At 62.9% G+C, this 19,321-nt stretch carries 13 protein-coding genes and 1 pseudogene; 5 read left to right on the forward strand and 9 right to left on the reverse strand.

What is annotated here, in order from left to right; translation table 11 throughout:
• The first annotated feature begins 48 nt into the window (after window positions 1–48).
• The gene (locus tag AB870_RS14515) at window positions 49–1,020 is read left to right on the forward strand and encodes a homoserine kinase (protein ID WP_047905261.1); all 972 of its coding nucleotides are present in this window, start codon (window positions 49–51) and stop codon (window positions 1,018–1,020) included.
• 31 nt (window positions 1,021–1,051) lie between these two features.
• Entirely contained in the window at window positions 1,052–1,867 is an 816-nt protein-coding gene (locus tag AB870_RS14520; RefSeq protein ID WP_047905262.1) for a BPSS1780 family membrane protein, read from the forward strand.
• A 106-nt stretch (window positions 1,868–1,973) separates the two neighbouring features.
• Here the strand turns inward: AB870_RS14520 and AB870_RS14525 are convergent, their stop codons facing one another.
• Together AB870_RS14525 and AB870_RS14530 are read right to left on the reverse strand one after the other, a co-directional pair.
• Window positions 1,974–3,440 carry an IS1182 family transposase gene (locus AB870_RS14525; protein ID WP_053059383.1) on the reverse strand — a complete coding sequence of 489 codons (1,467 nt, stop codon included), beginning with the start codon at window positions 3,438–3,440 and terminating at the stop codon, window positions 1,974–1,976.
• Window positions 3,441–3,583: 143 nt separating this feature from the next.
• Entirely contained in the window at window positions 3,584–5,902 is a 2,319-nt protein-coding gene (locus AB870_RS14530) for a UvrD-helicase domain-containing protein (RefSeq protein ID WP_047905264.1), read from the reverse strand.
• Between the two features lie 110 nt (window positions 5,903–6,012).
• On the opposite strand from AB870_RS14530, the gene AB870_RS14535 reads away from it, so the two are divergent.
• Together AB870_RS14535 and galU are read left to right on the forward strand one after the other, a co-directional pair.
• Window positions 6,013–8,874, forward strand: coding sequence for a valine--tRNA ligase (locus AB870_RS14535; protein WP_047905265.1), 2,862 nt, complete (start codon window positions 6,013–6,015; stop codon window positions 8,872–8,874).
• 30 nt (window positions 8,875–8,904) lie between these two features.
• Window positions 8,905–9,792: a UTP--glucose-1-phosphate uridylyltransferase GalU gene (gene galU, locus AB870_RS14540; protein ID WP_047905266.1), complete on the forward strand. Its 888-nt coding sequence runs from the start codon at window positions 8,905–8,907 to the stop codon at window positions 9,790–9,792.
• Window positions 9,793–9,994: 202 nt separating this feature from the next.
• On the opposite strand, the gene AB870_RS14545 is transcribed toward galU, so the two are convergent.
• Window positions 9,995–10,222 (reverse strand): sulfurtransferase TusA family protein, encoded by a 228-nt coding sequence (locus AB870_RS14545; protein ID WP_047905267.1) that lies wholly within the window; start codon window positions 10,220–10,222, stop codon window positions 9,995–9,997.
• A 101-nt stretch (window positions 10,223–10,323) separates the two neighbouring features.
• Window positions 10,324–10,854: an NUDIX domain-containing protein gene (locus tag AB870_RS14550; protein WP_047905268.1), complete on the reverse strand. Its 531-nt coding sequence runs from the start codon at window positions 10,852–10,854 to the stop codon at window positions 10,324–10,326.
• Window positions 10,855–11,118: 264 nt separating this feature from the next.
• Between AB870_RS14550 and AB870_RS14555 the strand changes: the two are divergent.
• A pseudogene (locus tag AB870_RS14555) lies at window positions 11,119–12,396 on the forward strand (chloride channel protein); the annotation flags it as partial.
• Window positions 12,397–12,462: 66 nt separating this feature from the next.
• On the opposite strand, the gene AB870_RS14560 reads toward AB870_RS14555, so the two are convergent.
• The 5 genes from AB870_RS14560 to alaS all read right to left on the reverse strand — a co-directional run bounded on the left by AB870_RS14560 (window position 12,463) and on the right by alaS (window position 19,189).
• Window positions 12,463–13,464 carry a threonine aldolase family protein gene (locus AB870_RS14560; protein ID WP_047905270.1) on the reverse strand — a complete coding sequence of 334 codons (1,002 nt, stop codon included), beginning with the start codon at window positions 13,462–13,464 and terminating at the stop codon, window positions 12,463–12,465.
• A 226-nt stretch (window positions 13,465–13,690) separates the two neighbouring features.
• Entirely contained in the window at window positions 13,691–13,879 is a 189-nt protein-coding gene (locus AB870_RS14565) for a 4-oxalocrotonate tautomerase (protein WP_047905271.1), read from the reverse strand.
• Window positions 13,880–13,998: 119 nt separating this feature from the next.
• Window positions 13,999–14,769 (reverse strand): class II aldolase/adducin family protein, encoded by a 771-nt coding sequence (locus tag AB870_RS14570; protein ID WP_047905272.1) that lies wholly within the window; start codon window positions 14,767–14,769, stop codon window positions 13,999–14,001.
• Window positions 14,770–14,836: 67 nt separating this feature from the next.
• On the reverse strand, window positions 14,837–16,108 hold the full coding sequence (locus AB870_RS14575; RefSeq protein ID WP_047905273.1) for a YbfB/YjiJ family MFS transporter: 1,272 nt from the start codon (window positions 16,106–16,108) through the stop codon (window positions 14,837–14,839).
• Between the two features lie 456 nt (window positions 16,109–16,564).
• On the reverse strand, window positions 16,565–19,189 hold the full coding sequence (alaS, locus tag AB870_RS14580) for an alanine--tRNA ligase (RefSeq protein ID WP_047905274.1): 2,625 nt from the start codon (window positions 19,187–19,189) through the stop codon (window positions 16,565–16,567).
• Between the last annotated feature and the right edge of the window lie 132 nt (window positions 19,190–19,321).

A 19,321-nucleotide genomic window follows, 5' to 3' on the forward strand; every position in this document is an offset into this window, starting at 1 on the left:
TGCACATGCGCGGGCCGTTTGTCTGAGTCTTATCCACTCAACGCACGCATGGCCGTTTTTACTTCCGTCTCGCCCGAGCAGCTTGAGCAGTGGCTGCAAAGCTACGATTTGGGGAAAGTTCTGGATTTCCGTGGTATCAGCTCGGGTATCGAGAACACCAATTACTTCCTGACGACCGAGCGCGGCGAGTTTGTGCTCACGCTGTTCGAGAAGCTCACGGCCACGCAGTTGCCGTTTTATCTGCAATTGATGGGGCACCTTGCTCATCACAGCGTGCCGGTTCCCGATCCGGTTCCGGATCGCACAGGCCGAATTCTGGGTGAGCTCAACGGCAAGCCGGCGACCATCGTCACCAAGCTCGCCGGCCGCTCGGAACTCGCGCCCACGCCCGAACACTGTGCCCACGTCGGTGCGATGCTCGCACGCATGCATCTGGCCGGACGCGACTTCACGCTGGAGCAGGCCAATCTGCGCAGCCTGACGTGGTGGCGCGAGGCCACGCCCGCGGTACTGCCCTTCCTGAGCGACGCGGAGCGCACGCTGCTGGAAAGCGAGATGGCGCATCAGGAAGCGTTTTTCGCCTCCGACGACTACCGGGCGATGCAGGCCGGTCCGTGCCATTGCGACCTGTTCCGCGACAATGTGCTGTTCGACACGGCCGAAGACGGCGCGCCGCGCCTGGGCGGTTTCTTCGACTTTTACTTCGCCGGCTGCGACAAGTGGCTTTTCGATCTCGCCGTGACGGTCAACGACTGGTGCTGCGACCTCGTGAGCGGCGAACTGGACGATGCCCGTGTGCATGCGATGCTGCGTGCCTACGAGACGGTTCGCCCGCTGACGGCCATCGAAGCGTCGCACTGGCGCGACATGCTGCGCGCGGGCGCGCTGCGATTCTGGGTGTCGCGCCTGTATGATTTTCATTTGCCGCGCGCAGCCGAAATGCTCAAGCCGCACGACCCCGGGCATTTCGAACGAATCCTGCGCAAACGCATCGAAGCCGTTTCCATTCCCTGGCTGTAACCCGACGCCCCCTCGGAGTCATTCGAACCCTATGCAATTGCTTGAAGTCCCGCCGAAGAGTGGTTATGTGTGGCTGCGCCAGGGCATCTGGCTGTTCCGCAAGAATCCGCTCGCCATCATGAGCCTGCTGTTCGCCTATCTGTTCGGCACGTTGGTGGTCTCCTTCGTGCCGGTCGTTGGCGGACTCATCTCGCTGGTGCTTGTCCCGGGCCTGTCGGTGGGGTTCATGGCTGCCTGCCGCGACATCATCAAGAACAAACAGGTGCTGCCTCAAGTGCTGCTCGACGGTTTTCGCGGGCACGGCAAGGAAGTCGCGCGCCGCCTGCTGATTCTCGGTGCTTGTTACATGGGGGCAACGGTCGTCGCGTATCTGGTGTCGTCGCTGTTCAATGGCAGCGAACTGATCAACAAGCTGCTGTTCGACGGCAACGTGAATCGCGACGAAGTCATGAACGGCACTGCCGGAATCGTCGCGGCCATGGCGTTCGCGATCGCGTATATCCCGGTGGCCATGCTGTTCTGGTTTGCACCGGTGCTCGTGGCGTGGCACGACATTACGCCGGTCAAGGCGATCTTTTTCAGTTGGACGGCGTGCACCCGCAACTTCCGTGCGTTCGTCGTCTATGGCCTGTGCGTGATGCTGCTCGCGATGGTGTCGTCGCTGCTTCTCATGGTCATCATGGCGGTGCTTGGCATCTTCCAATACGCGATGCTGCTGCTCTGGCCGCTGTCGCTGCTCTTTGCCGCCATCGTCTACTGTTCGTTCTATGCGAGCTATCGCGGCTGTTTCGGCGTACAGGAGATCGGCGCCATCGATCCGAACGTCGCACCGCCCGACGAGGCGTAGGGCGGCACATCGGCACGTGCAGCGGTACAGCGTAAGGGGGGGCACCCGAAGGTGCCCTCAGATTGCTGACGAACCCCTCGTTTTTCGGAGCGAGGGGTTTTATCTTTTAGGCAAGGGCGAATGGGCAGCGTAAGGGCGCGCACATTGAGAGACAAGCCCTCAGGACGCTCGTGAGCCACCGAAACGGGCGCCAAAGGGACGAACGCTCGCCTAAACGCGCCCGTAGGCGCGCCACCAGCATCGCAATTTTCTTGATGTTCTGCGCCGCCGCAGCCAACAAGCACTGCTCGGCCACCTTGCGCAGCCCGCGCATGCGCGCATAGCGATGCCCATGCAGTTGCTTGGCATCGGCAAAGCTGCGTTCCACCGTCTCCTTGCGCCGCGCGTAAATGCGTCGCCCCCACTCGCTCAGCCGCCTCGCGTCCACCCGCTGCTTGGCGCGCTCCCAGACGTGGCGCGTCACCACCTTCACCGCGTTGGCACTGTTCGTGCACTGTGCTCGTACCGGGCAGCACCGGCATATCCGAGCATCGGATTTGTATTCTCGATAGCCGAGCCGGTTAGTCGTGCTGTACGGCAGCGCCTGTCCCTGCGGGCACACGTACTCGTTGCGGTACGCGTCGTACTGGAACTGCCGTTTGTAGAACAGCCCCGGCTTGTGGTTCGGCGTGCGATAGCCCATCACCCCGGCAATCTCCCGCTCCTCCAGCCCCTGGCACACCGCTGGCGTGAAGTAGCCAGCATCCAGCCCCACCGCTTCCACCTTGAACTCAAAGCGCTCGCGCTGTCGATCCAGCCGCTCCAGATACGGCTGGCTGTCGTGCACCGAGGCCGGCGTCACATGCGTATCGGTAATGATCGCGTGCTTGGCGTCCACCGTGCGGTGGTCCAGATAGAAGAAGCCCTTCGGCTTGTCGTCCCGCACCATGTAGCCGCTGTCCGGATCGGTCCGGCTAATCTTGGTGTCCTTGCTCGACGGCGGCTCATCGTCGTCCCGATTCAGCGGCTTCTTGCCATGCGCGGCCCGGTCCGCATCCACTGCCGCATTGAGCTTCTCCAGATAGGCCGCAGGCGTCTGTTCCAGCTTTACCACGTCGAACTTGTTCTTGTTCGCATTGGCCTTCAGGTGCGTGCTGTCGGTGTACAGCACACGGCCATCGACCAGACCACGGCCCATCGCCTGGCGCACGATCTCGTCGAAGATTTCCTGATACACCGTCGTGTCCGTGAAGCGTCGGCGGCGATTCTGCGAGAACGTCGACGCATCCGGCACCTTGTCGGTCAGCCGAAACCGGGCGAACCACCGATAGGCGACGTTGACCTGGACCTCGCGCATCAACTGCCGCTCACTGCGCACCCCAAACAGGTAGCCGATGAACAGCAGCTTGAACATCACCACCGGATCGAGCGCCGGACGACCGTTGTCTGCGCAGTACAGGTGCGCGACCTTTTCGCGGATGAATTCGAAATCCACCGCCGCCTCGATCTGGCGCAGCAGGTGGTCCTTCGGCACGAGTTCCTCGAGCGTCACCATCTCGAGTTCGTGCTGCGTGGGCGTCGGGATCTTTAGCATCCTGCTATTAAAAAACAAAACCCTCGCACTTGGCGAGGGTTTGTCAGCAATCTGGGGGCACCCGAAGGTGCCCTTTTTTCATAGCCAAACGGCTTGCGCAACCGCCGCGGCGTTGGCGTATCGACCGACGCTGCAGCGTTGCATCACTCGATCGGCTGCAGTTTCGCAACGGCCAGCGCCAGCCACTTTTCACCGTGACGACCGAACTTCACGTGCGCGCGGGCTTCATCGCCCGTGCCTTCGAGTCCGATGATCTTGCCTTCGCCGAACTTGGTGTGGAAAACGCCCTGCCCCAGCTTGAATCCGGTCTCCGACGCACGCGAACGATCTGCCAGCGCCTTTTCCGACTTCGTCGCCGCCCATTCATCCTTCGGTGCGCTTACCTGCGCACGGGCAAACCAATCGCGCCCCCATGCCGGTTCCGCCTGAGCCAGACGCGCGCCCGGCTGCGCTCGCGGTGTCAGGAACTTCAGCACTTCCTCGGGAATTTCGTCGAAGAATCGTGAGCGCAAGTTGTAGCGCGTCTGGCCATGCAGCATGCGGCTCTGGGTGAACGACAGGTACAGACGCTCCTTGGCGCGCGTAATCGCCACGTACATCAGACGTCGCTCCTCTTCAAGTCCATCAAGCTCCATCGCGCTGTTTTCGTGCGGGAACAGTCCTTCTTCGAGGCCGGTGACGAACACCGCCGTGAATTCGAGCCCCTTTGCCGCGTGCACCGTCATCAACTGCACGGCGTCCTGCCCGGCCTCGGCCTGATTGTCCCCGGCTTCGAGCGACGCGTGCGACAGGAAGCCCGCCAACGGCGTCATCTCGACCGGCGTATCGGCGTCCACCACCCCATCGGGCGAGACGAGCATGTCCGGCGCCCCGGGCAGCGCCGGGCGCGTTGCAATCAGCCGCGCCGGGGCGTCGAGTCCATACCCCTCTTCGGCGATGAACGCCGTCGCCGCATGCACGAGTTCCTGCAAGTTCTCGATGCGATCCTGACCTTCCTTCTCGGTCTGGTAATGTGCAATGAGGCCGCTCGCGTCGATCACGTGCGTAACGACTTCCGGCAACGTCAACCGCTCCGTGTCGTGCCGCATCTGCTCGATCATCCGCACGAACGCCAGCAGATTCGTGCCCGCCTTGCCCGTCATGTAAGGCACGGCGGCGTACATCGAACAGTTGTACAGGCGCGCCGCGTCGGCGAGTTGCTCCAGCGAACGCGCGCCGATGCCCCGCGTGGGGAAATTGACGACGCGCGCGAACGCCGTATCGTCGTTCGGATTCTCGATCAGACGCAGATAGGCGAGCGCATGCTTGACTTCCTGACGCTCGAAAAAGCGCAGACCGCCGTACACGCGGTACGCAATGCCCGCCCCCACCAGCGCATGCTCCATGACGCGCGACTGCGCATTGCTGCGGTAAAGGATGGCGACGTCCTGACGCGACAGCCCTTGCGCGACCAGTGCCTTGATCTCCTCCACGAGCCAGCTCGCCTCTTGCAGATCGGTGGCCGCCTCGTACACGCGAATCGGCTCGCCGTGTCCCGCGTCCGTGCGCAGGTTCTTGCCCAGACGCCGGGCATTGTTCGAAATCAGCGCATTGGCCGCATCGAGAATATTGCCGTGTGAGCGGTAGTTCTGCTCCAGCTTGATGAGGTGGCGAACGCGGAATTCGCGCTCGAAGTCAGCCATATTGCCGACGTTGGCGCCACGAAACGCGTAGATGCTCTGATCGTCGTCGCCCACGGCAAACACCGCCCCTTGCGAGCCGGCGAGCATTTTGAGCCACGCGTACTGGAGTTTGTTGGTGTCCTGGAACTCGTCGACGAGGATGTGGCGAAAGCGTGACTGGTAGTGCGCTCGCAGCGGTTCGTTATGTTTGAGCAGTTCGAAGCAGCGCAGCAGCAGTTCGGCGAAGTCGACCACCCCTTCGCGCTGGCATTGCTCCTGATAGCTCGCGTAAAGCTCCACGAACTTCTGGTTGAACGCGTCGTTGGCCTCGACCTCATGGGGCCGCAGACCCTGTTCCTTGGCGTTGTTGATGAAATACTGGAGATTCTTGGGCGGAAACTTCTCGTCGTCCACATTCGCCGCCTTCATCATGCGTTTGATGGCGGAAAGCTGGTCGGACTGGTCAAGGATCTGAAAACCCTGCGGCAGCCCGGCGTCCCGGAAATGCGCGCGCAGCATACGGTTGCACAGCCCGTGGAACGTGCCGATCCACATGGCGCGCGTGCTGACCGGAAGCATCGCACCCAGACGGGCCTGCATTTCCTTGGCCGCCTTGTTGGTAAAGGTCACCGCCAGAATGCCCGCCGGGCCGACGTGTCCCTGCTGGATCAGCCAGGCGATACGGGTCGTGAGCACACGCGTCTTGCCGGAACCCGCGCCCGCGAGAATGAGGGCCGGCTCGTCGGGAAGCGTGACGGCGGCCAGTTGTTCGGGGTTCAGGTTGGCGAGCAGATCGGGCATGTCGGATGTGAATTTCGAGTGAAGCCCGATTATAAATCCTGCTGCGGCGCGGAAATGGCACCGAATCTTTTATAATTCAGGGTTTCACGCATTACACGGTCCATCAATCCATGAGCGACAGCGACAATACGCTTGCCAAGAGCTTCGAGCCGCAGGACGTCGAAGCCCACTGGGGCCCCGAATGGGAGCGCCGCGGCTATGCCCGGCCGACCTTCGACGACGCCCGCGAAGATTTCAGCATCCAGTTGCCGCCGCCGAACGTCACCGGCACGCTGCATATGGGCCACGCGTTCAACCAGACGATCATGGACGGCCTGACGCGCTATCACCGCATGAAGGGCGCCAATACCCTCTGGGTGCCGGGCACCGACCATGCGGGCATCGCCACGCAGATCGTCGTCGAGCGTCAACTGGACGCGCAGAAGGTCTCGCGCCACGACCTCGGCCGCGAGAAGTTCGTCGAGCGCGTCTGGGAGTGGAAGGAGCAGTCGGGCAGCACGATCACCCGTCAGGTACGCCGTCTCGGGGCGTCCATCGATTGGAGCCGCGAGTACTTCACGATGGACGAAAAGATGTCCCGTGCGGTGCGCGACGTGTTCGTCACGCTCTACGAGCAGGGCCTGATCTATCGGGGCAAGCGCCTCGTGAACTGGGAATCCGTCCTGCTCACCGCCGTGTCCGATCTGGAAGTGGTGAGCGAGGAAGAGGAAGGTTCGCTGTGGCACATCCGCTATCCGCTGACCGATGGCTCGGGCACGCTCACCGTCGCGACCACGCGCCCGGAAACGATGCTCGGCGACACCGCGCTGATGGTGCATCCGGAAGACGAGCGCTACAAGCATCTGATCGGCAGGACGGCCATGCTGCCGCTGGCCGATCGTGAAATTCCGATCATCGCCGACGATTACGTCGATCTCGAATTCGGTACGGGTGTGGTGAAGGTCACGCCGGCACACGACTTCAACGACTACGCCGTCGGTCAGCGCCACAACCTGCCGCAGATCAACATTCTCACGCTCGACGCGAAGATCAACGAAAACGCTCCGGAAAAATACCGCGGCCTCGATCGTTTCGACGCGCGCAAGCAAATCGTGGCCGATCTGGACGCGCTCGGCCTGCTCGAATCGGTCAAGCCGCACAAGCTCATGGTGCCGCGCAGCGACCGCACCGGCACGGTCATCGAACCGATGCTCACGGACCAATGGTTCGTCGCGATGAGCAAGCCGGCGCCCGAAGGCACCTTCCATCCCGGCAAGTCGATCACGGAAACCGCGCTCGACGTCGTGCGCAGCGGCGAGATCAAGTTCGTCCCGGAAAACTGGAGCACGACTTACAACCAATGGCTCGAGAACATTCAGGATTGGTGCATTTCGCGTCAGCTCTGGTGGGGCCATCAAATTCCCGCCTGGTACGACGACGCCGGCAACGTCTTCGTTGCCCGCACGGAAGCGGAAGCCATCGAGAAGGCGCGCGCCGCCGGTTCGACCGGCACGCTCAAGCGCGACGAAGACGTGCTCGACACGTGGTTCTCGTCGGCGCTGGTGCCGTTCTCCTCGCTCGGCTGGCCGCAAGAGACGCCGGAACTGAAGCATTTTCTGCCATCGTCGGTGCTCGTATCCGGCTTCGACATCATCTTCTTCTGGGTGGCGCGCATGGTCATGATGACCACGCACTTCACTGGCAAGGTGCCTTTCAGGACGGTGTACATGCACGGCCTCGTGCGCGACGCCGAAGGTCAGAAGATGTCTAAGTCGAAGGGCAACACGCTCGATCCGATCGACATCGTCGACGGTGTGTCGCTCGAAGCGCTGGTCGCCAAGCGCACCACCGGGCTGATGAACCCGAAGCAGGCCGCCAGCATCGAGAAGAAGACCCGCAAGGAATTCCCGGACGGCATCGCGCCGTATGGCACCGATGCGCTGCGCTTCACTTTCGCCTCGATGGCCACGCTGGGTCGCAACATCAACTTCGATCTGGCGCGTTGCGAAGGCTATCGCAACTTCTGCAACAAGCTGTGGAACGCCACGCGCTTCGTGCTGATGAACTGCGAAGGCCAGGATTGCGGTCTAGCGCCGTGCGTGGGTGATTGCGGCCCGGACGGCCATCTCGACTTCTCGCGCGCCGACCGCTGGATCGTGTCGCTGCTCCAGCGCGTGGAGGCCGATGTCGCCAGGGGCTTCGCCGATTACCGCTTCGACAACATCGCCAGCGCGCTATACAAGTTCGTGTGGGACGAGTACTGCGACTGGTACGTCGAACTGGCGAAGTGGCAGATCCAGAACGGCACGCCGGCCCAGAAACGCGCTACGCGCCGCACGCTGCTGCGCGTGCTCGAAACGGTACTGCGCCTGGCACACCCGATCATTCCGTTCATCACCGAAGCGCTGTGGCAGAAGGTGGCCCCGCTGGCCGGCCGCTATCCGGCGGACAAGGCGCCCGGCGAAGCCAGTATCATGGTGCAGCCGTACCCGGTCGCCGATACCAGCAAGATCGACGAGGGCGACGAAGCCTGGATGCAGCAGTTGAAGGCTGCGGTGGATGCCTGCCGTAACCTGCGCGGCGAAATGAACCTGTCGCCGGCGCAACGCGTGCCACTGCTGGTCGCGGGCGATGTGCCGTTCCTCACCTCCATCGCACCGTACCTGCAAACGCTGGCGAAGCTCTCCGAAGTGCAGGTGCTGGCGGACGAGGCGACGCTCGACGCGCAGGCCGCAGGGGCACCGCTGGCCGTCGTGGGTCCGAACAAGCTGGCGCTGAAGGTGGAAATCGACGTCGCCGCCGAGCGCGAGCGCCTCGGCAAGGAAGTCAAACGGCTCGAAGGCGAGATCGCGAAATGCCACGGCAAGCTGTCCAATGAGAGCTTTGTGGCACGCGCGCCCGCCAACGTGGTGGAACTTGAGAAGCAACGACTGGTCGACTTCGAAGCGGTTCTCGGTAAATTGCAGGCACAGCTCGCCCGCCTGCCTGTCTGAGACCCCTCTATATCCATCAGGGAGAAATCAATGAAAACCGTTGTGACGAAAGCCGTGTTCCCCGTCGCGGGCCTCGGCACCCGGTTCCTGCCGGCGACCAAGGCGAGCCCGAAAGAAATGCTGCCGGTCGTGGACAAGCCGCTGATTCAGTATGCAGTGGAAGAAGCGGCCGCTGCCGGCATCACGGAGATGATTTTCGTGACAGGCCGCAACAAGCGCGCCATCGAAGATCACTTCGACACGGCGTTCGAGCTTGAAGCCGAACTCGAAGCGAAGAACAAGCAGGCGTTGCTCGACGTCGTTCACTCCATCAAACCGGCGCACATCGATTGTTTCTATGTCCGCCAGCCCAAAGCGCTGGGTCTCGGACACGCGGTGTTGTGCGCGGAGAAGCTCGTGGGCGACGAACCGTTTGCGGTCATCCTCGCGGACGACTTGCTCGACGGCCGGCCGCCGGTGCTCAAGCAGATGGTCGATCTGTACAACCAATATCACAACTCGATCATTGGCGTGGAAGAGATCAACATCGAGCAAAGCCGCTCGTACGGTATCGTCAAGGGGGCCGACTGGGGCGAGAAAGCCATTGTCAAGCTGACGGACATCGTGGAGAAGCCGGCGCCGGAAAATGCGCCGTCGAATCTCGGGGTGGTCGGCCGTTACGTGCTGCGTCCGCTCATTTTCGACTGCATTCGCAAGATCGATCCGGGTTCGGGCGGCGAGATTCAGCTCACCGATGCCATCCAGAAGCTTATGCAGGTTGAAGCCGTGCTGGCGTATCGCTACGACGGCAAGCGCTTCGACTGCGGCAGCAAGCTGGGTTATCTGAAGGCGACGGTGGAGTTCGCCTTGCGCCACCCCGAGCTCAAGGACGCCTTCCGCGAATACCTGCAAAAAGAGGTGCACGGCGATCTGACGTAAGTCCGGTCCCGTGTCGCATGCCGGACATCCGGCAGCGCAGCGTTGGAAATAAAAAACCGACGGCATGTCCGTCGGTTTTTTGTGCCTGTGGTTCCCGCCGTGCCGCGCGTTCGCTATTGTTCGCGATGGCTGGAGGCGGTGCGCCGTGACGAGTCATGGTCGACTGTTATCGGCCGCGCCCGGCAGCGGGGCCGCGTCGCGATCAGCGACGGCGCATCCAGAAGTGGAACGTCTTGCCTTCCTCGCGCGTTTCCAGCAGTTCGTTGCCGGTCTGCTTGGCGAACGCGTTGAAGTCGCGTCCGGAACCCGGGTCGGTCGCAATGATATGCAGCACTTCACCGCTTTGCATTTCGGCCAGCGCCTTCTTCGCACGCAGGATCGGCAGCGGGCAATTCAGGCCGCTCGCGTCGACTTCTTTCTGGAATTCCATGCTTGTGTCCCTCTCTTCGGTCTCGTTCGAATCGTTTGCCGGAGTCGCTCCGGCGATTACCACACGAAACGCGATTCTACCGTAGTCGACACGTCACGCCGTCAGCCGGCGATCGACAGACGCGCAGATTCGACGTACTCGACCGGCAGATTGCGCCGTCGCAACCATTCCGCTACGGCGTGCCCCGTACCGGCACGCCACGGACGCACCTGATGAGGCGCAACCAGACGGAACTCGGCCAACTCTTCGGACAGACGAATGTCGCCATCGCAAACCGCGTGGTACGCGATGATCAGTTCGTTCTTGCGCATGAATTCGTAGACGCCGAGTAGCGAAATCGCGCCGGTATCGAGATTCGTTTCTTCCTTGATCTCGCGGCGAATGCCGTCTTCGGGCGTCTCGTCCCGCTCCAGAAAGCCCGTGATGAGCGCGAACATGCCTTCGGTCCAGGCTGCGTTACGCGCCAGCAGTATCTGGCCACGATACTCGACCAGACCGGCCACCACCGGCAGCGGATTGTCCCAGTGGACGAAACCGCAGGCATCATCGGGACAGGCGCGGCGGATACGCCCTGCGACGTCGCGCGAATCGAGGGGAGAGGCACAGCGGGGACAGAATATGGGCTCGTTCATGATCGTTCTTCAGCGAATTCGAATATCTTAAATGAACTCATGACGCACTGCATATTCGGTAAATTCCGAGACTCAGCCGGACCAGGCCCACTTGGGGTGGGGCGTATAATCGGCCGATGTCTTGCAAATTTCGCTCACGATTCCGTGTCTGACATCCCACCGAATACCCCGGCCTCCTCTGGCTCGCCGCCTCCGTCGCCTCCGTCGTCCTTGCCGCCCTCCCTGCCTGCCGCACCGTTGTCGGCCCGGCTGACACAGCGGGGAATGCGCCGCTCGCGCCGCCTTTGGCACAACTACGGCGTGTTCTGGCTCGGGGCCGTGCTGGTCGGGCTGGTTTCCGTGGCTTATGCCAAGCTCGTGGACTTCGGTTTCGAGTTGTTCCAGCGTTTGCTCTCGCATGGTGTCTGGCTGCCACTGATCGTCACGCCGCTGGGGGCCGCGCTGGCAATCTGGCTGACGCAGACGTTCTTCCGCGGCGCCGAGGGCAGCGGGATTCCGCAGGTCATCGCAACGCTTCAGGACTCCCGTCTGTCGAAATCGCTGCTCACGCTGCGCATCATGTCCGGGAAGATCGCCGTCTCGTTTCTCGGCATTCTGTGCGGATTCACCATTGGTCGCGAGGGCCCGACCGTACAGATCGGCGCGTCGCTCATGTACGCCATGCGACGTGGTTATCGGCGCAGCAGCGCGCATATCGAGCGTCAACTGACGCTGGCGGGCGCTGCGGCGGGCCTCGCCGCCGCGTTCAACACGCCGCTCGCGGGCGTGGTATTCGCTATCGAGGAACTGAGCCGCAGTTTCGTTGCCCGCAACAGCGGCACGCTCATCACCGCGATCATCTTCTCGGGAATCGTCGCGCTCGGATTGCAAGGCAACTACCTGTACTTCGGGCAGATCAGGGCGATCAGCGACTTTCATTGGACGCTCGTTCCCGTACTCATTGCAGCCAGCGTGCTCACCGGTGTTGCGGGCGGCGCGTTCGGCTGGCTGATGCTCAACGTACCGCGATGGATGCCTGCGCCGCTGGTCAATATGCGTCGCGCCCATCCTGTACGATTCGCCTTTGTGTGCGGGCTTGCGATTGCGGCAATCGGAATCGCCTCCGGCGGCACGACATTCGGCAGCGGCTACGCGGAAGCGCGCGGCCTGCTCGAATCGCACGCGGCCCTCTCCCTGTTATACGCCGTGCTGAAGTTCGCGGCGTTGTCCGTGTCTTACCTGTCGGGGATTCCGGGCGGCATTTTTGCGCCGTCGCTGGCCATTGGCGCGGGACTGGGCAACGTCATGGCCCACATCACGTCGGTGGTGCCCCTGCCGGCAATGGCCGCGCTTTGCATGGTCGGGTATTTAGCGGCCGTGACACAGTCGCCGATCACTTCCTTCGTGATCGTCATGGAGATGATCGACGGTCATCAGATGGTGATTCCGCTCATGGCTGTCGCCCTGCTCGCGACGCAGGTCTCCCGAACGATAGCGCCATCGTTCTATCACACGCTGGCCCATCGTTTCCTGACGCCGACAGTGCCTGCGCCACGACAGGCTTGATGCCGGGAGATGGCAACCGGGCGACGAGACAAGCATGGTCTGCCGACCGGTTCCCTCCCCCGCTCAGGCCACGGCCGCCTGCGCGCTCAGTTCGCGGATATCGGCAGCCAGGCGCTCCACCGTCTCCACACGGGTGTCCCATGCGCACATGAAGCGGCAGCCCCCGGCACCGATGAAGGTGTAAAAGCGCCAGCCCCTGGCGCGTAACGCTTCGATCACGAACGCCGGCAGTTCGGCGAACACGCCGTTGGCCTGTGTCTCGAACATGATCGACACGCCCGGCACGTCGCGAATGCGCGCGGCGAGCAGTTGCGCCATGTCGTTGGCATGGCGCGCATGGCGCAACCACGTATCGTTCTCCAGCATGCCCAGCCACGGTGCCGAAATGAAACGCATCTTCGACGCCAGTTGGCCCGCCTGCTTCACGCGGTAAGCGAAGTCTTCCGCCAGCGCACGGTTAAAGAACACCACCGCCTCACCGACCGGCAGACCGTTCTTCGTGCCTCCGAAACACAGCACGTCCACGCCAGCACGCCAGGTGACGTCGCCCGGATGGCACCCCAACGTCGCCACGGCGTTGGCAAAGCGTGCGCCGTCCATGTGAACGCGCAAATTGCGGCGCTTTGCCACGGCGGAGATCGCCTTGATTTCGTCGACGGTATAGACCGTACCGACTTCGGTCGCCTGCGTGAGCGTCACGACCTTGGGCTTCGGGAAGTGAATGTCGGAGCGACGGTTGATGACGGCTTCGACCGCCTCCGGCGTGAGCTTGCCGTTATTGTCCCGGCCGCGCGCGGTCAGCAGCTTCGCGCCGTTGGAGAAAAACTCCGGCCCGCCGCATTCGTCCGTCTCAACGTGCGCCAGTTCGTGGCAGATGACGGAGTGATACGACTGCGACAGCGACGCGAGCGCGAGGGAATTCGCCGCAGTGCCGTTGAAGACGAAGAAGACTTCGCAATCGGTGTCGAACAACTGGCGGATGCCGTCGCACACCCGTTGGGTCCACGTATCGTCGCCGTACGACACTTCGTGACCGCTGGCATTCGCCTCGACGAGGTAACGCATCGCTTCGGGGCAAATCCCGGCGTAGTTATCCGACGCAAAGTGTTGGGGGGTTGCCAGCGCATCGGCGGCGGCCCCTACCCTGGCGGTTGAATTCGATGCGTTCGATGCGTTCGATGCTGACGGGGCTTGCGACATGACGACCTCTTCGATACGACGGGGCCGTCGCAAGACGCCCCGCCCAGACTCTCCGGCGCACACCGCCGGCCTACCGGATGCAACGACGGACTCAGCGCGGGTCCGACCAGAGCGCGCCGCCCGTGGACCAGTTCTCCGGCTTCACGTCGGTGATGATGATATCGACGGACTCCGGCGTGCAGCCGATCGTCTCGACAGCCGCCTGCGTAACGGCTTTGACGAATGCGCGCTTTTGTTCGACGGTGCGCCCCTCGAACATCTCGACGTGAAACGTTGGCATTGCGATGTATCTCCTGATGTCGTTATTGAAACCGGCCACGCGGCGCCCCTTCCCAAAGGCATGATCCGCAGCGTTGCCGGACGCCTCCGATGCCGGCCGAGGCGCAAACCGCCGGGCCGTCAATCGCGAAACGAGGCATCTATTCTATCGAGTTTGCGCAACAGGGCGGGCCACTCCATCCCGCCTTCGATTGCCCCGCCGTCTTCGAGTTGAATGGCCGTTTTGTCCTGCACGGCCGGACTGGGCAAGTTCGGCGACGCGCCGCCGGCCAGCGCCTGCAACTGGATCTCGCACGCCTTGATGAGGGTGGCCATCAGCACAAACGCTTCCGCGACCGTGCGTCCGAGCGTCAACGTGCCGTGGTTTCGCAGCAGCATGGCACGATGCGGGCCAAGCGACGTCACCAAACGCTCGCCCTCTGACGGCGAAAATGCCAGCCCTTCGTAGTCGTGATAGCCGATGCGCTCATGAAAGCGCAGCGCGTGTTGCGAGATCGGCAACAACCCATGCGGCTGAATCGACACGGCGATGCCGGCCGTGTTGTGCAAGTGCATCACGCAGAGCGCATCGGGGCGCGCGGCGTGCACGGCACCGTGCAATGCAAAGCCCGTCACATTGACCGGATGCTCGCTCTCGCCGACGATCTCACCGCTCGTCGTGATCTTCACCAGATTCGATGCCGTCACTTCGTCGAAGGACAAGCCGAACGGATTGATGAGAAAGTGGCCCGGCTCGCCCGGCACCATCGCGGAGATGTGGGTGTAGATGAGATCGTCCCAGCCGTTGAGTGCGACCAGACGGTAACAAGCGGCGAGATCGACGCGCATCCGGCGCTCTTCGTCGCTTATCGCAGTGGCGGCCTTTTTGCCCGCCTTCAAGGTAAAAGACATACGCGCTTCTCTGGAAAAGTCCGGAATGGGGGGTGTCGTGGGCAACGTCAGACGCAAGACCTTCGACTCACGGTGCGCGCTCCAGCGAGCGCCGCCAGTCGCACACGAAACCGGCCGCGCCCAGCACGAGCACACCGCTCGCACACAACAATGCTGTCGTGAAGCCGCCGGTCACAGCCACGAGCGGCGCGGCGACCAACGGTCCGACAATCTGCCCGATGCCGTAGGATGCCGTCACAAGACCGATCAGACCATTGGCGTTGTCCCCACGCAGACGGCGGCATTCGCGCACGGCATACACCGTAATTGCCGTGAACGGCAGCCCAACCAGTACACTTCCGAGCGCGAAACCGGCTACGTTCGGCATGACGATACCGATGCCGACGCCCAGTCCCTGCATGATGTAACAGACGGCAAGCAACAGACGGTTATCCCAGGCGAGCGGTGCCCGCGCGCCGATGATCGCGCCCGGAATCACCATGAGGCCGAGCAACGGAAAAAAGAGATCGGGCCACGGCGAGCCGGGCAACGCCTGACGCGCGATGACCGGCAGGAACGTTGCGGTGATGATGTAGCCGAAGCCGGCGAAACCGTAGAGAATCGTGACGGGAATCACGCTCTCGCCACTGCCATGATTGATGACGGGTGCGGCGGGGGCCGAGGTCGGTTTGCCGGCGCCTGCCGCGCTCGCGGCCGATGCCGCCCCTGCTGGGCCATGCGCATCGCGCGCATCGCTGATGAAGGTACGCCAGATGAGCGCAAGCAGCGCCAGCGCGAGCGCTCCGCAAAGCAACCAGCCGCCACGCGCGGGCCACGCCAGCGATTCGTTCAGGCTGGCCAGCAGGCCCGTCACCACAATGCCCGCGCCCGGGCCGGCGAACATCACGCCGCCGAGACTCGGCATGCGCAACTCGGCCAGCTTGCGAAAGCCCCACCCTGCCGAGAACACCATCGCCCATGCGCTCATCGCACCGGCAAGCGTGCGCACGACCGCCCACACCGCGAACGACTCCCACACCCCCATGGCCAGCGTGAGCGCCACCGTCGCGGCGAGCGCGAAACGAATGATGAGCGTGGGCGTCAAATGGAGCCACATACACGACAGCGCACCGACGAAATACCCCGCGTAATTCAGCGACGCGAGCCAACTGCCATGCTGAATGTCGGTGAGGTGCTCATGCAGCATGAGCGGCAACATGGGCGTGAATGCGAAGCGGCCGATACCCATGGCAATCGCCAGCGCGAGCATGCACGACAGCGCAATGCGCCACGCGGCGCGCTCGGGCGACGGGAGATGAGACGAAACAGTGCGGTCGGTATCGGCGACGGTGGCTGGCATGGCGATGGCTGGCCCGCGGGCAAACGGAGCGAACGGAGCAAACGTAAGGCGTCAATGGAAAGCAACGCGCGCGGTAACCCGCAATCGGAAACGCTCCCGCGATGCATGTCGTGTGCCGAGTACTTTACATGCAAACCATTGCCGGCAGCGATGGTTCCCCTGTGCGATGCAGGGCAATAGGCGGCATCGATGGGCGGCATTATTGCGGCGATTTCCGCTCCACTGTCTTCGCGAATGCAACATTCGCCACGTTCGCTCCGGCATCCTTTCACCAATCGCAACCGTACTGCTGTCGCGCCGGGCCACCTGCTGCGCTCGATGCACTTGCCCCCGCGCCGCCGCAAACATGCGTCGCCGGAAATGCAAAACGCGCACCGAGGTGCGCGTTTTGCAGGGGCCTGCCCGATCGACGGAGGATGGCGCTGCGGCCCAAACCTCCTCGCATCCGCCGAACGATTACAGCTTGCCGGCCACCCAGCCCTGCACGCCGGCCAGCGCCTGCGGCAGTTGCGACGGGTCCGTGCCGCCGGCCTGGGCCATGTCGGGACGGCCACCGCCCTTGCCGCCAACTTGCTGAGCAACGAAGTTGACGAGCTCGCCAGCCTTGACCCTGGCCGTCGCGTCAGCCGTCACACCGGCAATCAGCGTGACCTTGCCGCCTTCGACGGCAGCCAGCACGATCGCGGCGCTTCCCAGCTTGTCCTTGAGCTTGTCCATCGTCTCGCGCAGCGTCTTGACGTCGGCACCTTCGAGTTGTGCGGCCAGCACCTTCAGGCCGTTCACGTCGACGGCCTTCCCGACCAGTTCGTCGCCCTGGCTCGATGCGAGCTTCGACTTGAGCGCCGCCAGTTCCTTCTCCAGCGACCTGACCTGATCCTGCACCTGCGCAATGCGCGGCGTGAGTTCGGCCGGTTGTGTCTTGAGCGCGGCGGCGGCCTCATTGATCCGGTCATCGAGCTTCTGCACGAAGCGCACCGAATTGTCGCCGGTGATCGCCTCCACGCGACGGATACCGGCGGCAACGCCCCCTTCCATCACGATCTTGAACAGACCGATGTCTCCCGTACGGGTAACGTGCGTACCGCCGCACAATTCGCGCGACGTACCGATGTCGAGTACGCGCACTTCGTCGCCGTACTTTTCACCGAACAGTGCCATCGCACCGCCCTTCACCGCGTCGTCGAACGACATGAGCGCGGCCTGCGTCGGCGCATTCGCAAGCACTTCGGCGTTCACGATGTCCTCCACACGACGGATTTCGTCGGCGGTCATCGCGGCGTTGTGTGCAAAGTCGAAACGGGTCTTGTCGGCGTCGACGAGCGAGCCCTTCTGTTGCACGTGAGCGCCCAGCACCTCGCGCAAGGCCTTGTGCATCAGGTGAGTCGCGGAGTGGTTGCGTACGGTACGCGCGCGACGCACGGCATCGACCTGCGCCGTCACGGTGTCGCCCACCTTCAGTTCGCCCGATTCCAGCGTGCCGTAGTGACCGAACACGTCCGCCTGAATCTTCTGGGTGTCCGACACGCCGAAACGCGCATTGCCCGTCAGAATCAGCCCCTGATCGCCGACCTGACCGCCCGACTCGGCATAGAACGGCGTGGTGTCGAGCACCACGATACCCTGCTGGCCCGCGCCGAGCTTGCCGACGCTGGTGCCATCCACATAGAGCGCCGTGACCTTCGCGCCTTCGAGCGCGAGTTGGTCGTAGCCCTGGAAGCGCGTCTTGTCGCCCGTGTATTCGAGCGCCGTCGCCATCTTGAACTTGCCCGCAGCGCGCGCCTGCTCGCGCTGACGCGCCATCGCGGCATCGAACCCGGCTTCGTCGACCGAAATGCTGCGCTCGCGGCACACGTCTGCGGTCAGATCGAGCGGGAAGCCATACGTGTCGTGCAACTTGAACGCGAGTTCGCCGTCGAGCGTGGTTACGCCTTGCCTGGCCAGATCGGCGAGCGCGCCTTCGAGAATTTCCATGCCGTTCTCGATGGTTTCGCCGAAGCGCTCTTCTTCCTGCTTGAGCACGTCGGTCACGCGTTGCTGCGCCTGCGCGAGTTCCGGATAGGCGACGCCCATTTCGGCGACCAGATCCGGCACGAGCTTGTAGAAGAACGGCTTTTTGCAGCCGAGCTTGTAGCCATGGCGGATCGCGCGGCGAATGATACGGCGCAGCACGTAGCCGCGGCCTTCGTTGCCCGGAATCACGCCATCGACGATCAGGAACGAGCACGCGCGGATGTGATCGGCGATCACCTTGAGCGAGTTCGCGGTGAGATCGGTCACACCCGTCTCGCGGCCGGCAGCCTCGATCAGATGCTGGAAGAGATCGATTTCGTAATTGCTGTGAACGTGTTGCAGCACGGCCGCGATACGCTCCAGGCCCATCCCGGTGTCGACGCACGGCTTGGGCAGCGGTGTCATGTTGCCCTGCTCGTCGCGGTTGAACTGCATGAACACGAGATTCCAGATCTCGATGTAGCGATCGCCGTCTTCGTCCGGGGATCCCGGCGGCCCGCCCCATACGTCTTCACCGTGGTCGAAGAAGATCTCCGAGCAGGGACCGCACGGGCCGGTGTCGGCCATTTGCCAGAAGTTGTCCGAGGCGTAACGCGCGCCCTTGTTGTCGCCGATGCGGATGATCCGCTCCGTCGGCACGCCCACTTCCTTCGCCCAGATGTCGTAGGCCTCGTCGTCTTCCTGATAGACGGTGACCCAGAGCTTTTCCTTTGGAAGCTTGTAGACGGTCGTCAGCAGTTCCCACGCGTACTGAATCGCTTCGCGCTTGAAGTAGTCGCCGAACGAGAAGTTGCCCAGCATTTCGAAGAACGTATGGTGGCGGGCGGTGTAGCCCACGTTCTCGAGATCGTTGTGCTTGCCGCCGGCGCGCACGCTGCGCTGGGCCGTGGTCGCGCGCTTGTAGGGGCGCGATTCGAGTCCGAGGAAGACGTCCTTGAACTGCACCATGCCGGAGTTCGTGAACAGCAGCGTGGGGTCATTGGACGGCACGAGGCTCGACGAGCGCACGATCGTGTGGCCCTTCGACTCGAAGAAGTTTAGGAATTTTTCCCGAATGTCTGCGACTTTCATAGCGTGCGTTGGGAGCGTGGGGACCGGGCGAGCTAAGCCTGGCGGGTATTTTGCAAACTTTTGATTATACGGGAAATCGGTCCTCCCACAGCGCTCCTGCGCCAACCGCAGTGCGAAACGGCACTGGTCACA

Source organism: Pandoraea faecigallinarum (genome assembly GCF_001029105.3).
In the GTDB taxonomy this organism is placed as follows: Bacteria; Pseudomonadota; Gammaproteobacteria; order Burkholderiales; family Burkholderiaceae; genus Pandoraea; species Pandoraea faecigallinarum.